Raw genomic sequence first — 14420 nt, forward strand, 5'->3', positions numbered from 1 at the left:
GAAACTCAAGGGTCACACGTATTGTTTAGCTCGCATCATGAAAAATGATGCCCACGGTGTGGCGCATGCCCGAGCGCAGGCGCGACACGCCATGGCGCATGGTCACCCGGTAACTGCCACGCGTGCCGTTCACAGGCCGCTGCGCCACGGGGAAAATGACGGCGTCGCCCTGCGCCAGCGGCACCACTTCGGCGCGCGACTGCATGCGCGGGCGCTGCTCCGTCAGCACGAATTCGCCGCCCGTGAAATCCTCATGCGGGCGCGACAGCAACACGGCCAGTTGCAGCGGGAACACGTGCTCGCCATACAGATCCTGGTGCAGGCAGTTGTAATCGCCTGCACGGTAGCGCAACAGCAAGGGCGTGGGCCGGATTTGGCCGGCCGCATGGCAACGCGCCAGGAACGCCGCGTGCGTTTCGGGAAAGCGGCTGTCGAGGCCCATGCTGGCGTGCCAGCGGTTGGCAATCGCTGCCAGCGGCCCGTACAACCGTGCGCGCAAGGCGGCCACCGCATCGGGCAGCGGATAGGCCCAGTACTGGTACTCGCCCTGGCCAAAGCCATGGCGCTGCATCACCACCCTGCTGCGAAAGCGCGCTGCCTCGTCGTACTGCGCCACCAGCTCCCCGCACTGCGCAGGATGGAGCAAACCCGGCACGACGGCATAGCCGTCTTGATTCAGATCATCCTCGATCTGCCGCCAGTCCAGCGCCATCATGCCTTCCCCTCGCGTTCGAGCAGCGCCTGCTTGCGCTCCACGCCCCAGCGGTAGCCGGACAAGGCGCCATCGTTGCGCACCACGCGGTGGCACGGGATGGCGATGGCCAGCGCATTCGCCGCGCAGGCGCCCGCCACGGCCCGGGCGCCGTTGGGCGCGCCGATGCGGCGGGCCAGCTCGGCATAGCTGACGGTGCTGCCGGCCGGAATCTCGCGCAACGCTTGCCATACGCGCTGCTGGAAGACGGTGCCGCGCACGTCGAGCGGCAAGTCCAGGCCCAGCCCCGGCGCCTCGACCAGGCCGACCACCTGCGCCACGGTCTGCTCGTAATCGGCTTCCGCGCCGCGCAGCTCGGCGCGGGGAAAACGGTCCTGCAAGTCGCGCAGCAGCACTTGCGGATCGTCATCGATGAGGATGGCGCAAATGCCCTTCTGCGTGCTGGCCACGAGGATGGCGCCCAGCGAACAGTCGGCGATGGCGAAGCGGATCACGGCGCCCGTGCCGCCGTCGCGGAAGGCGCCCGGCGTCATGCCCAGCAAGCCCGGCGTGGCGGCATACAGGCGGCCGCTGGAATTGAAGCCGGCCGCGTACAGCGCCTCGGTGACGTTGCCGTCCTGCACCAGGCTGGCCTTCAGGCGCTCGCCGCGCCGCGCCGCCGCATACGCTTTCGGCGTGATGCCCGTGTGCGCCTTGAAGACGCGGTGGAAGTGAAAGCGGCTCATGCCGGCGGCCCTGGCAAGGCTGTCCAGGTCGGGCAGGTTCTCGCTGGCGTCGATCAGGCGGCAGATCTCGGCCACCAGGGCCGCCTGGCGCTGGGCCAGCGGCGGCAGGTTCGGCTTGCAGCGCAGGCAGGGGCGAAAGCCGGCCGCCTCCGCCTGCTCGCAACTGGCGTGGAAGGCCACGTTGCGGCGCAGGGCGGGACGGGCCGCGCAGGAAGGCCGGCAATACACGCCCGTCGTGCGCACCGAGTAATAAAAGACGCCGTCGGCGTCGGGCGCGCGCCGCTGCAGGGCATCCCAGCGTTCATCATCGGTCAGATAAGAGTGTTGCATCTCGGACTCCGTGCTTGTGATTGGCAAGTATCCAGCATAGCCAGCGCCGGCGCACGCCGCACTCCGGCGCTTGCTTTTGAATTCAAAAAAAGGCTGGCGGCGCCTGCCTGGCTCGGTGCTAAAATCGGCCATCGCGCGTCCGCCCGGAGGCGCGCCCTGCCTGCGCCTCGGAGAAACCGCATTGGACGATCACAATACACAAGAAAATACGCCCATTTTCCAACGCATCAAGGATTTTCTGCTGGCCGGCATCGCCGCCGGCCGCTGGAAGGAAGGCGACGTGATTCCCTCCGAGCAAGCACTGGTGAAACAATTCGGCGTCTCGCGCATGACGGTCAACCGCGCCGTGCGCGAACTGACGAGCGAGCAGATACTGACGCGGCGCCAGGGTTCCGGCACCTATGTGGCACAGCAAAAATACCAGGCGACCCTGCTGGAAATCAAGAGTATCGCCGATGAAGTGCGCGCGCGCGGGCATATCCACCGCAGCAGCTTGCAGTTGCTGGAGCGCACCAAGGCTTCCGATTTGCTGGCCAAGCAATTCGGCCTGCCGCCGGAGCACCCGCTGTTTCACTCGCTGATCGTGCATTTTGAAAACGGCGTGCCGATCCAGGTGGAAGACCGCTGGGTCAATCCCGTGTGCGCGCCCGACTACATGACGCAGGATTTTTCCAGCATCACGCCCAACGAATACCTGATGGCCGCCGCGCCCCTGCAGGGCGCCACCTACAGCATCGAAGCGCTGTCGGCGCCGCGCGACATCGCCGAAATGCTGGCCATCGACACGAAACAGGCCTGCCTGGTGCTGCGCCGCCAGACGCGCTCGGGCGGCAAGATCGCCTCGATCGCCACCATGTGGCACCCCGGACACCGCTATCAGTTCGCGGGCAGTTTTGCTTAAGGCTCCGCAAGCAAGCCCCAATAAACTCCTGTGATTGCTGACTTCCATACCGGCGCCCTACCCGGTGGCCGGCGAGGCTTGCCAACTGCTGGCAGTGCTCGACCTGCGTCGCGGTCGGCGCCTGGCCTAGCATCCGGTTTTGTTTGTCATCACTTCACCAGCATTTCCCGACGATTACTTAGCACGATTTTTCCCGGCATTTCTCACAAATTCTCACCAAATGACAAAAAAAACAGGCCACTGCAGAGCAAAAAGAGGCCTGTTTTTACCATTTCCGAACTTAAATACTCTGAGTAAATATTCGATGCTATAGTTGCCGCCAGAAAGCGCCGCCAGCGTTGATTCGCGCGCGCATCCTGTATGCCAGCCCGGTCCAATCACGCCCCAGAAAGGGATGCATTTGTCGTATTGCAGCCACACGAGTTTCGGCGCACCACGCCCCCGGCGCCTTGCGCTGCGCCGGCTCGCGCGTACGATGCTGGCTGCGGGCGGCCCGCTGTCCCTGCCCGCCCTGGCACAAGCGGCGCCGGGCACGGCGCCAGCACAGCTGTGGCCGTTTGCGGCGGCCAGCGCCACCGCCCTGGCGGCACTGGCTTGCTGGCAAGCCTGGCGCTGGCGACAACAAGCACGCCATGCGCAACTGCCCGTGGATGCCGGTACGGAACGCCTCTCCGTGCACGCCTTGCGTGGCGCCGCCATGGCCGGCTGGACCTGGCGGCGTGAAGCCGACCAGTTGCTGTTCGCCCCCCTGTATCAGGAAGTGTTGGGCGATAAGCAGGCGCGGCTGGAGCACACGCTGACCGCCTGGCTGGCCGAAGTGCACCGCGATGACCGCGCACGCCTGAGCCTGGCGTTTCGCCAGCATTTCGACGGCCAGGCGCCAGGTACCTTCAATTGCGAATTTCGTTTGCGCCACAGCGATGGCCAGTGGCGCTGGCTGTTGGCGCGCGGCGCCGTCCTGACCCGCGCCTCCGATGGCGCCGCCACGCAGGCGAGCGGTATCGTCTGCGACATCAGCGAACGCAAGCAGGACGAAGAATGGCGCATGCGCTGCATGCTGGAAGCGGCGCCCGAAGCCATGCTGGTGGCCGACGTGGAAGGCAAGGTGCATTACGCCAACCAGATCGGCGCGCGCTGCTTCGGCTATCCGCTGGCGGAGCTGACGGGTATGTCGCTGGAGCAACTTGTGCCGGAAAGCACGGCCAGCCAGTCCTCGGGCGATCCGCAAGCACGCCACAGCCTGCCTGGCAGGGTGATGATGGCGCGCCGCCGCGACGGCACGCACTTCCCGGCCAAGGTCAGCCTGTCGCCGCTGCGCATGGCGGGCCAGGTCTTTTCCATCGTCTCGCTGCGCGACATGACCCAGCGGCAACGTGCCGAGGAAGCGCTGCACGCCAGCTCGGAACGCTACCGCCTGATCGTGCAGACGGCCGCCGAAGGTATCTGGATGACGGACGCGGAAGGCAATACCACCTTCGTCAACCCGAAGATGGCGCACATGCTGGGCTATACGGTGCAGGAAATGCTGCATCGTCCGCTGCTCGCATTCATGGACCGCGACAGCCAGCTGCTGATGCAGCGCCGCCTGGCCAGCCACGGCAGCCAGGCCAGCCAGCCGGACCAGGTCGATTTCCGCTTTTTCCGCAAGGATCAGTCGAGCATGTGGGGCTTGCTGTCGAGCACCAGCATCCAGTCGGATAGCGGCGAGCCGGGCGGCACCCTGGCGATGATCACCGACATCACGGAACGGCGCCAGGCATCGATCGCCCTGTCGAACTCCAGCCAGCGCATGGCGTCCGTCTTCGGCGCCGTGACAAATGGCCTGGTGGTGCAGGACAGCCACGGGCATATCCTCGAAAGCAACGCGGCCGCCGAGCGCATGCTGGCGGCCAGTCCGGCCGGCAACAGCCTGTGGCAAGCCATCCGCGAGGATGGTTCCGCCTTCGACCAGCGCAGCCATCCCGTGCACATCACCCTGTCGACGGGCGAAGCCATGCGCGACGTGCTGATGGGCGTGCAACAGCCGGACGGCAGCCTGTCGTGGCTGTCCGTCAACACGGAAGCCATCCGCGATGAATACGGCAAGGTGGGCATGGTGGTGGCCAGCCTGACGGACATCACGTATCACAAGCGCAGCGAAAGCGCCTTGCGCGAACTCAATGAACATCTGGAAGAGCGCGTGGCGCAGCGCACCGAGCAGCTCGACCAGGCCAAGCAGGTGGCCGAGGAGGCCAGCCTGGCGAAGGGCCAGTTCCTGGCCAACATGAGCCATGAAATCCGCACGCCGATGAATGGCGTGATCGGCATGGCTTACCTGGCATTGAAGACAGAGCTGGAACCGCGCCAGCGCGATTACCTGGAAAAAATCCGTTTTGCCGGCGAACATCTGCTGGGCATCATCGACGACATCCTCGACATCTCGAAAATCGAGGCGGGCAAGCTGGAAATCGAGCGCGTCAACTTCAGTTTCGACCATGTGGTGCAAACCCTGATGACGGTGGTGGCGCCGCGCGCCGCCGGCAAGAACCTGGAACTGCTGTTTGAAATCGACCCGCAGTTGCCGGCCGTGCTGGTGGGCGACCCGCTGCGCCTGGGGCAAGTGCTGATCAACTACGCCAATAACGCCATCAAATTCAGCGAACAGGGCAGCATTACCGTGAAAGTACGCAAGGTGGTGGCGGATGCCAAACACTGCCTGGTGCGCTTCGAAGTGTGCGACCACGGCATCGGCCTGTCGCAGGATGAAATGAGCAAACTGTTCCAGTCCTTCCAGCAGGCCGACACGTCCACCACGCGCGAATATGGCGGCACGGGCCTGGGCCTGGCCATCTGCAAGCAGCTGGCGCAGCTGATGGGCGGCGACGTGGGCGTCGACAGCCGTCCCGGCGCCGGCAGCACCTTCTGGTTCACGGCCAACCTGGGCATTTCCGACCAGGCGGCGCCCGCCATGCTCGACAGCATGGTGCAGACGGCGGCCGCCATGCGCGCCAGCGCCGACGCGGCCCTGGTGATGCGCACGCTCAAGCATGCGCGCATCCTGCTGGTGGAGGACAACACCTTCAACCAGCAGGTGGCGCTGGAATTGCTGGAAGAAGCGGGCGCCTCCGTCTGCCTGGCGAACAATGGCGAAGAGGCGCTCGACCTGCTGCGCCAGACGCAGTTCGACTGCGTGCTGATGGATGTGCAGATGCCGCTGATGGATGGCTTGCAGGCAACGCGCCACATCCGCGCCGACCCGCAGCTGGCGCATTTGCGCGTGCTGGCCATGACGGCCACGGCCACCAGCGAAGACCGCGTGCGCTGCCTGGAAGCGGGCATGGACGATTTCATTTCCAAGCCCATCCAGCCGGCCATGATGTATCAGACCATCGCCAGCTGGCTGCCGGCGCACGAGACGCCACCGCCGGCGCGCACGCGCGCCGCGCCCGCCTTCAAGACCACGCTGGCCGGCGATCCGCAGGTCATCGACCTGTCCATCCTGGCCAAGCTCCTGGGCTACAACCCGCAAAAGGTGCGCAAGTTCGCCTTCAAGTTCCTGCAGACGACGCAGGACGGCTTTGACGACATCGATGCGGCCCTGGCGCGCGGCGATGTGCACCAGGTGCGCGAACTGGGGCACCGCATCAAATCCTCGGCGCGCACCGTGGGCGCGCTGGGCCTGGCCGAACTGTGCCATAGCCTGGAAACGCTGGCGCCGGGCGAACCGGCCGAGGAGGCCGAGCAGGCACAGCGCATCGTCACGCGCCTGTGGCCGCTGCTCGACCAGATTACCGAAGAAATCATGAACAACACCAGCTTTGCCAATGACGATTAATCAGCGACCGCCAATTGACGTTGCGGCAAGCTAACGGCATCCACCCGATGCTGCAGACAAACCGGAAACTGAAAGACATCACGATGAACAATGCATCCAATCACCACACCGAGGCCCAGGCCCAGAATGAAGGCCAGGCAGGCCTGGCACCACTGCGCATCCTGCTGCTCGACGACGATGTCTTCATGCTCGACGTGCTCAGCGACATGCTCGAGCAGCTGGGCCACTTCGACATCCGCTGCGAGTCGCACAGCGAGCAGGCGCTGTCCACCTTGCAGCAGCACCAGCCCGATTTGCTGATCTGCGACCTGTCCATGCCCGACATCGACGGCATCGAATTCCTGCGCATGGCGGCGGAAAACGGTTTCCGTGGCGGCGTCGTGCTGCTGTCGGGCCTGCATTCGGCCGTGCGCCTGGCGGCCGAACGCCTGGCCATGGCCAATGGCCTGCATATATTAGGCACCTTCCGCAAGCCGATGGAGAGCGCGGAATTGCAGCTCATGGTGACATTGCAACTGCAGCACACGGCGCGCCAGGCCAGCGTGCAAGCCTGAGGCCGGCCAGTGGGCGAGGCTGCCGCCACAGGCGCCGCAGGCCAGCAGCCATGCGGCTTGGCGGCCCGCCGCATGGGCCGCGGGCCGATCTGCCTCAAGTTTTTCTGCAATAATCGCCACGCTTTGAAAAAATGGGTTATTATTTCAGCCATCCCCGCCTGCATACCTCTGGTCGCACCTTCCAAGAACATTGAATTCGTGCCCATTGCCCCCATCTGCTAGCTGCATTCCAGGAAGCATGGATGGCGAACCAGCGTATGGTTAATTCCAGGCATTATTGATCCCACCCTCATTTGAGGAAAATATGAGCGAAAATATCAAACACATTAGCGATGCATCTTTTGAAGCAGACGTCCTGAAATCCGAGTTGCCAGTACTGGTCGACTTCTGGGCAGAATGGTGCGGTCCCTGCAAGGCCATCGCCCCGATCCTGGAAGAAGTCGCCAAGGAATACGCCGGCCGCATCGTGATCGCCAAGATGGACGTGGACGCCAACCAGGCAGTGCCTGCCAAGTTCGGCATTCGCGGCATCCCGACCCTGATCCTGTTCAAGGATGGTGCCGCCGCCGCGCAAAAAGTGGGCGCCATGGCCAAAGGCCAGTTGACCGCTTTCGTCGACAGCAACATTTAATGTATGATAGGCAGCGCTGCGCCCGCAGCGCCGCCTGACTGAACACACCGGGAAGCGGCTTTGCTACCATTCAGGCAAATCCTTCCCGACTAATTAATCAAGCCACGCAGTTCCCTCCCCTACCTTTACATCCCGTCTCGGGACACTCAACACATATGCATTTATCCGAACTAAAGGCCCTACACGTATCCGCCCTGCTTGAGATGGCGATCGGTCTTGACATTGACAACGCGGCCCGCTTGCGCAAACAGGAGCTGATGTTCGCTATCCTGAAAAAACGCGCCAAGTCCGGCGAACAGATTTTTGGCGATGGCGCCCTGGAAGTGCTGCCTGACGGCTTCGGCTTCCTGCGCTCGCCCGACGCCAGCTACATGGCGTCCACCGACGACATTTACATCTCCCCTTCGCAAATCCGCCGCTTCAATCTGCACACCGGCGATTCGATCGAAGGCGAGGTACGGACCCCGAAAGATGGCGAACGCTATTTCGCACTGGTCAAAGTAGACAAGGTCAACGGCGAATCGCCGGAAGCCTCGAAGCACCGCATCCTGTTTGAAAACCTGACGCCGCTGCACCCGAACGAGCCGCTGCGCCTGGAACGTGAAATGAATGGCCAGGAAAACATCACCGGCCGCATCATCGACCTGATCGCCCCGATCGGCAAAGGCCAGCGCGGCCTGCTGGTGGCATCGCCGAAATCCGGCAAGTCCGTGATCCTGCAGCACATCGCGCATGCGATCACGGCGAACCACCCCGACATCACCCTGATCGTGCTGCTGATCGACGAACGTCCGGAAGAAGTTACCGAAATGCAACGTTCGGTACGCGGCGAAGTCGTCGCCTCGACCTTCGACGAGCCGGCCACGCGCCACGTGCAAGTGGCCGAGATGGTGCTGGAAAAAGCCAAGCGCCTGGTCGAAATGAAAAAAGACGTGGTCATCCTGCTCGACTCGATCACCCGCCTGGCGCGCGCCTACAACACCGTGATCCCTGCCTCGGGCAAGGTGCTGACCGGCGGTGTCGATGCGAACGCGCTGCAACGTCCAAAACGCTTCTTCGGCGCCGCGCGCAATATCGAGGAAGGCGGCTCGCTGACCATCATCGCCACGGCGCTGATCGAAACGGGTTCGCGCATGGATGACGTGATCTTTGAGGAATTCAAGGGTACCGGCAACATGGAAGTGCATCTGGAACGCCGTCTGGCCGAAAAACGCGTCTACCCGGCCATCAACCTGAACAAATCGGGCACGCGCCGCGAAGAACTGCTGATCAAGCCGAACGAGCTGCAAAAAATCTGGATCCTGCGCAAGTTGCTGTACTCGATGGACGAGATCGAGGCGATGGAGTTCATTCTCGACAAGATGAAGGCCACGAAGAACAACGCGGAATTCTTCGACATGATGCGCCGCGGCGGCTGATTTTTGGGGTCAGACCCGCCGGGTCTGACCCCAGCCCTCCGCTGACCATCGCGTACAAGCCGCTCATCGAGCGGCTTTTTTATTGCCGTCGGCCCCAAAGCGCTATATAATCGACGGTTGCATTATTTTAAACCCTGGCAAGTGATCGGCAATCGGGTCAAGAAGCAAGACGACCGACGAAGTGCTGTTTGGCTACCTACTTAGAGAGAATCCCATGAAAGTCGATACCCATCCAGAATATCGCGAAGTTGTTTTCCACGATCTGTCGTGCGATTTCAAATTCGTTACCCGTTCGACCATCCAGACCCGCGAAAAAATCACCCACGACGGTAAAGAATACCCACTGGTGAAGATCGAGGTGTCGGCTGAATCGCACCCATTCTTCACGGGCAAGCACAAAATCGTCGATACCGCCGGTCGCGTCGAGAAGTTCCGTCAGAAGTTCGGTTCCGTTGGTTCGAAAACCGCAGTCGCAGCAGGCTGATTTTTGCCGCGATGCGGCAAAAAAAAAGGCAGCTTCGGCTGCCAGAGAAAAGGCAGCCACGGCTGCCTTTTTTGTCTTTGGCCGCTTTACTTTATACTCGCGCATACCCGACGCCATTCGTCGCGTCTTGCCACTATCCTGATACCGATTATCGATGAAGCCAGTCCGCCTTCCCGCCGCTGCCACACTCGCGCTGCCACGATGGGCCTTGTTTGCGCTTGGCCTGCTGTACATCCTGCCTGGCCTGATCGGCCGCGAACCGTGGAAGAACGATGACGCCGCCAGTTTCGGCATCATGTGGACCATGGCGCATGGCGGCCTGACTGACTGGCTGTGGCCCAACGTGGCCGGCCTGTCCATGCCCGAGGAAGGCCCGCTGGCCTTCTGGCTGGGCGCCATCACCATCAAGCTGTTCGGCTGGATCGATGGCGACGTGTTCGGCGCGCGCATGTCGACCATCGGCATCTTCGTCGTCAGCACCCTGTCCGTCTGGTACACCGCCTTCAACCTGGGCCGGCGCAACGACGCCCAGCCGCTGCGCCTGGCCTTCGGTGGCCAGCCCGAGCCGGACGATTTCGGCCGGACCCTGGCCGATGCCGCCGTGCTCATCTATCTTGGCTGCCTGGGCCTGCTGCAGCACAGCCACGACATCACGGCCGAGGCACTATACGTTTCCCTGATGGCCTATCTGCTGTACCGCGCCGTGCGCTACGTGGAAGGTCCGTCCGTGCGCAACGCAGCCCTGCTGGGCCTGGCGCTGGGCGGCCTGACCCTCGCGCGCGGCTGGATCACGCCGGCGGCGCTCACCGTCGCCATGCTGCTGTGCACCGTCTTCCTGCGCCTGTCGCTGCTGCGCAGCGTGCGCCACCTGGCGCTGGCCGTGCTGGTCGCCATCGCCCTGACCCTGGTATGGCTGTTACCGGGCGAATGGCTGCAACCGTATGGCCATTCGCCGCTGCAGGCCTGGATGGAGTGGAACTGCCGCCAGTTCAGCCCGCCCAGCGTGAAAAGCGTGCAGTATTTCTTCCGCGTCGGCATCTGGTTCTTCTGGCCCGCCTGGCCATTTGCCGCCTGGGCCGTGTATGCCTGGCGCCGCCAGCACCACGTGCTGCACATCGTCGTGCCGCTGACCTTTGTCGCCATGCTGGCCATCCTCGGCCTGTGCCATCCCGATCCGGAACCGAGCCAGCTGCTGCCCCTGCTGCCGCCACTGGCCGTGATGGCCGCATTCGGCCTCTTGACCATGAAACGGGGCGCCATCAACGCCATCGACTGGTTCTCCGTGATGGTGCTGACCATTTGCGCCCTGGTGCTGTGGCTGTTCTGGTTCGCCACCCTGACGGGCTGGCCGCCACGCCTGGCCTACAATGCGCTGAAACTATTGCCAGGATTCAAGCCCGAACTGGAATTGGGCGCCTTTTTCGTCGCCGCCTGCGCCAGCGCGGGCTGGGTGGCGCTGGTGCACTGGCGCATCTCGCGCCAGCCGGCCGTGCTGTGGCGCGCCGTGGTGCTGTCGTCGGGCGGCCTGATCCTGATCTGGGTGCTGATCATGACGCTGTTCCTGCCGCCGCTGAACTACAGCAAGAGCTACGCCAGCGTGGCGCACCAGATTTCCGTGCATCTGCCGCCGGGAACCCGCTGCATCAACAGCAACGTCGGCCCGGCCCAGCGTGCCTCGTTCGCCTACTTTGGCCACCTGCCGTTTGCCCAGGTGGGCCAGCAGCAGTGCGACGTGTTCCTGTTGCAAGACAGCATCAAAGTCCCGGACAACAAGGAACGCCTGCCCGAGCACCATGGCGCCGACTGGATCAAGCTATGGGAAGGCCGTCGCCCCACCGATGACGTGGAACGCTTCCGCCTGTACCAGCGCGTCAGATAAGCAGCAAAAAAAACCGGGCTAGCCCGGTTTTTTATTGCACTGAAAGAAACATTGATCCATTGGAAAAATGTTGCCTTTAAATATAGTTCATTACTTAAATTGAACGAGAATTGCTTTTTAGGTTATAATATGGGCCAGCGTGATGGCGGTGTTCTTGCTCTCCCGCCCTTTCGTCCCTCATTGAATATGAAAATACCCATGAAATCATTTGCCACACGCACCTTGCCGCTCATCAGCGCCGCCCTGTTCGCCTTCTCCTTCAGCGCCTCCGCCCAGGCTACCGTGATTGACCTTGGCGTCGCCAATGGCTACTCCGCCTTTATTTTCGGCAACATCGGCAGCAGCGCAGCCAGCGGCTTCACCAGCGTTGGCGGCAGCATTGCCGCTGGCGGCGACATTTTCCTGAACAACTACTCCGTTGGCACCAACAAAACGGCAGGCAGCGCCACCAATACGGTCGTCGCTGGCGGCAACCTGAACACGGGCTGGGGCACGCTGAAAGGCTCGGCTGTGTACGGCGTCAGCAACTCGAACGCCAGCCTGACGGCCCCCCAATGGTTCCCGACCGACAACATCAGCAAAGGCAATGCCTCGACCCTGGATTTCGCGGGCGCCAAGCAGCAATTGACGACCCTGTCGAGCGATGTGGCCAAGCTGCAATCGAACGGTACCGTCATTTCGCAGTACGGCAACATGACGCTGGTGGGCAACATCAATGCCGATGTCAACATTTTCAACATCGATGCGTCGAATCTGCATAACCTGACGCTGGACCTGTCCTCGCTGAAAAGCACGGCCAGCATCATCATCAACGGCACCGCCACCAGCATCACCATGAGCGGCGGCTTCGACAATTTCGCCAGTTTCGCCAACCGCACCTTGTTCAACTTCGCCAACGCCACCACCACCAGCCTGAACAATGTCGGCATCAACGGCAGCATCCTGGCGCCGAACGCCGCGTTCTCGGGTTCGGGCGACATGAACGGCACCCTGATCGCCAATTCGGTCAGCTCGGTCAATTACGGCCATGTGGCGATGAACGGCTCCGGCTTCAACACGGTCAACGTCTCGGCCGTGCCGGAACCAGGCACCTACGCCATGCTGCTGGCCGGCCTGGGCTTGCTGGCCTTTTTGCGCCGCCGCACGCCAGCGCGCGCGCCACAGGCACAAATGGCTTGAGCTTGACGCTGACGCCATAAAAAACACCGGGCCGCGCAAGCGTCCCGGTGTTTTTTTATGTATCCACGCAAACCTTATTGCGTGCCCAGGCCCAGATCATTGGCCACTTGCTGACGCAACACATATTTCTGGATCTTGCCCGTCACCGTCATGGGGAATTCCTCAACGAAACGCACGTAGCGGGGAATCTTGTAATAGGCGATCTGCCCGTCGCAAAAGGCGCGGATATCCTCGCTGGTGGCCTGCGTGCCAGGCCGCAAGATAATGCAGGCACACAATTCCTCGCCATACTTGGCATCCGGCACGCCCACGCATTGCACGTCGAGCACGCTCGGGTGGCGGTACAGGAATTCCTCGACTTCGCGCGGGTAGATGTTTTCCCCGCCGCGGATGACCATGTCCTTCGAACGGCCGACGATGCTGCAAAAGCCATTGGCGTCGATGACGGCCAGGTCGCCCGTGTGCATCCAGCGCGCCGTGTCGATGGCCTCGGCTGTCTTTTCCGCATCGCCCCAGTAGCCCTGCATCACGGAGTAGCCGCGCGTGAGCAACTCGCCTTTTTCGCCGCGCGGCACGATGCGCCCTTCCGCATCGATGATTTTCACTTCCAGGTGCGGGTGCACCCTGCCGATGGACGAGACGCGCATCTCGCGCGGGTCCTCGATCGCCGTCTGGAAGCTGACGGGCGAGGTTTCCGTCATGCCATACGCAATGGTGATCTCGGCCATGTGCATCAATTCGATGACCCGCGTCATGACCTCCATCGGGCATGGCGAACCGGCCATGATGCCGGTGCGCAGCCGGGACAAGTCATATTGCTTGAAGTCGGGATGGTCGAGAATGGCGATGAACATGGTGGGCACGCCATGCAGCCCGGTGCAGCGCTCGGCCTGCACCGTGTCCAGCACGGCTTTCGGATCGAAGCCTTCGCCGGGGAACACCATGGCTGCGCCATGCGTGACGCAGGCCAGGTTGCCCAGCACCATGCCGAAGCAGTGATACAGGGGCACGGGGATGCACAGGCGGTCCTGTGCCGTCAGGCGCATGGCTTCGCCGATGAAAAAGCCGTTGTTCAGGATATTGTGGTGCGTCAGGGTGGCGCCCTTCGGCGCGCCCGTGGTGCCGGAGGTGAACTGGATGTTGACGGCATCGTCAAACTGCAAGGTGGCGCTCACTGCTTCCAGGCGCGCCAGGTCGGCGTCCGTGATGCCGTCCATCAGCGCATCGAAGTTGTGCATGCCCGGCGTGGCGGCCGTGCCCAGGCGTATGACGTGGCGCAACTGCGGCAGGCGCGGCGACTGCAGCGCGCCCGCGCGCGAACGGGCGATTTCCGGCACCACGTCCTGCACGATGGCCAGGTAGTCGCTGGACTTGAAGCTGGGCGACAGGATCAGCGCGCTGCACTGCACCTTGTCGAGCACGTATTCGAGTTCCGCGCGCCGGTAGGCGGGGTTGATGTTGACCATGATCAGCCCCGCTTTCGCCGTGGCGAACTGCGTCAGCACCCATTCGGCGCAGTTTTGCGACCAGATGCCGACCCGCTCGCCCGGCTGCAGGCCCAGCTTCAGCAAGCCGGCGGCCAGGCGGTGCACGCGCTGCTGGAACTCAAGATACGTCCAGCGCACGTTCTGGTGCGCCACGATCAGGGCGTCGTGCTGGCCGTAGCGGGCGGCGATGCCGTCCAGGTAGGCGCCGATGGTCTCGCCGATCAACGGCGTCTCGTGGGCGCCGTGTACATAACTCATTGCTTGCATGCTGTCTCCAGGGTGTGTGGCGCGCGGCGCTCTTGTTAT

11 protein-coding genes are annotated in these 14420 nt (G+C 62.9%); 8 read left to right on the top strand and 3 right to left on the bottom strand.

Translation table 11 applies throughout. The features are described from left to right. Positions 1 to 25: 25 nt before the first annotated feature. Both BM193_RS13850 and ada read right to left on the bottom strand, forming a co-directional pair. Positions 26 to 715, bottom strand: a complete 690-nt coding sequence (locus tag BM193_RS13850; protein WP_092796641.1) for a 2OG-Fe(II) oxygenase — start codon at positions 713 to 715, stop codon at positions 26 to 28. Further along, on the bottom strand, positions 712 to 1767 hold the full coding sequence (gene ada / locus BM193_RS13855) for a bifunctional DNA-binding transcriptional regulator/O6-methylguanine-DNA methyltransferase Ada (RefSeq protein WP_092797182.1): 1056 nt from the start codon (positions 1765 to 1767) through the stop codon (positions 712 to 714). Before ada ends, BM193_RS13850 begins: the two co-directional genes overlap by 4 nt. A gap of 181 nt (positions 1768 to 1948) precedes the next feature. Here ada and hutC point away from each other — a divergent pair, with 181 nt between their 5' ends. From hutC to BM193_RS13895, 8 genes are all read left to right on the top strand, one after another. Beyond that, positions 1949 to 2668, top strand: a complete 720-nt coding sequence (gene hutC, locus BM193_RS13860; RefSeq protein ID WP_092796643.1) for a histidine utilization repressor — start codon at positions 1949 to 1951, stop codon at positions 2666 to 2668. A gap of 475 nt (positions 2669 to 3143) precedes the next feature. Further along, complete coding sequence (locus BM193_RS13865; RefSeq protein WP_254786123.1) at positions 3144 to 6482, top strand: PAS domain-containing hybrid sensor histidine kinase/response regulator; 3339 nt, start codon at positions 3144 to 3146, stop codon at positions 6480 to 6482. Positions 6483 to 6565: 83 nt separating this feature from the next. Next, complete coding sequence (locus BM193_RS13870; protein ID WP_092797186.1) at positions 6566 to 7036, top strand: response regulator; 471 nt, start codon at positions 6566 to 6568, stop codon at positions 7034 to 7036. 304 nt (positions 7037 to 7340) lie between these two features. Continuing rightward, positions 7341 to 7667 carry a thioredoxin TrxA gene (gene trxA / locus BM193_RS13875; protein WP_070224200.1) on the top strand — a complete coding sequence of 109 codons (327 nt, stop codon included), beginning with the start codon at positions 7341 to 7343 and terminating at the stop codon, positions 7665 to 7667. A gap of 155 nt (positions 7668 to 7822) precedes the next feature. Next, positions 7823 to 9085: a transcription termination factor Rho gene (gene rho, locus BM193_RS13880; RefSeq protein WP_010401543.1), complete on the top strand. Its 1263-nt coding sequence runs from the start codon at positions 7823 to 7825 to the stop codon at positions 9083 to 9085. Between the two features lie 214 nt (positions 9086 to 9299). Further along, positions 9300 to 9569: a type B 50S ribosomal protein L31 gene (locus BM193_RS13885; RefSeq protein WP_034746247.1), complete on the top strand. Its 270-nt coding sequence runs from the start codon at positions 9300 to 9302 to the stop codon at positions 9567 to 9569. 154 nt (positions 9570 to 9723) lie between these two features. Next, positions 9724 to 11448: an ArnT family glycosyltransferase gene (locus BM193_RS13890; RefSeq protein ID WP_092796645.1), complete on the top strand. Its 1725-nt coding sequence runs from the start codon at positions 9724 to 9726 to the stop codon at positions 11446 to 11448. Positions 11449 to 11646: 198 nt separating this feature from the next. Continuing rightward, positions 11647 to 12627 (top strand): choice-of-anchor A family protein, encoded by a 981-nt coding sequence (locus tag BM193_RS13895; protein WP_092796647.1) that lies wholly within the window; start codon positions 11647 to 11649, stop codon positions 12625 to 12627. A 74-nt stretch (positions 12628 to 12701) separates the two neighbouring features. Here BM193_RS13895 and BM193_RS13900 read toward each other — a convergent pair whose 3' ends face one another. Further along, positions 12702 to 14381 carry an AMP-binding protein gene (locus BM193_RS13900; protein ID WP_092796649.1) on the bottom strand — a complete coding sequence of 560 codons (1680 nt, stop codon included), beginning with the start codon at positions 14379 to 14381 and terminating at the stop codon, positions 12702 to 12704. Positions 14382 to 14420: the final 39 nt, after the last annotated feature.

Origin of the sequence: Janthinobacterium sp. 344, from assembly GCF_900112025.1 — a bacterium.
In the GTDB taxonomy this organism is placed as follows: Bacteria; Pseudomonadota; Gammaproteobacteria; order Burkholderiales; family Burkholderiaceae_D; genus Janthinobacterium.

What these genes read in the sequence shown, in the direction of transcription:
- BM193_RS13850 (WP_092796641.1), bottom strand. Translation starts at nt 715, where the DNA reads ATGATGGCGCTGGACTGGCGGCAGATCGAGGATGATCTGAATCAAGAC.
- ada (WP_092797182.1), bottom strand. Translation starts at nt 1,767, where the DNA reads ATGCAACACTCTTATCTGACCGATGATGAACGCTGGGATGCCCTGCAG.
- BM193_RS13865 (WP_254786123.1), top strand. Translation starts at nt 3,144, where the DNA reads ATGCTGGCTGCGGGCGGCCCGCTGTCCCTGCCCGCCCTGGCACAAGCG.
- BM193_RS13870 (WP_092797186.1), top strand. Translation starts at nt 6,566, where the DNA reads ATGAACAATGCATCCAATCACCACACCGAGGCCCAGGCCCAGAATGAA.
- trxA (WP_070224200.1), top strand. Translation starts at nt 7,341, where the DNA reads ATGAGCGAAAATATCAAACACATTAGCGATGCATCTTTTGAAGCAGAC.
- rho (WP_010401543.1), top strand. Translation starts at nt 7,823, where the DNA reads ATGCATTTATCCGAACTAAAGGCCCTACACGTATCCGCCCTGCTTGAG.
- BM193_RS13885 (WP_034746247.1), top strand. Translation starts at nt 9,300, where the DNA reads ATGAAAGTCGATACCCATCCAGAATATCGCGAAGTTGTTTTCCACGAT.
- BM193_RS13890 (WP_092796645.1), top strand. Translation starts at nt 9,724, where the DNA reads ATGAAGCCAGTCCGCCTTCCCGCCGCTGCCACACTCGCGCTGCCACGA.
- BM193_RS13895 (WP_092796647.1), top strand. Translation starts at nt 11,647, where the DNA reads ATGAAATCATTTGCCACACGCACCTTGCCGCTCATCAGCGCCGCCCTG.
- BM193_RS13900 (WP_092796649.1), bottom strand. Translation starts at nt 14,381, where the DNA reads ATGCAAGCAATGAGTTATGTACACGGCGCCCACGAGACGCCGTTGATC.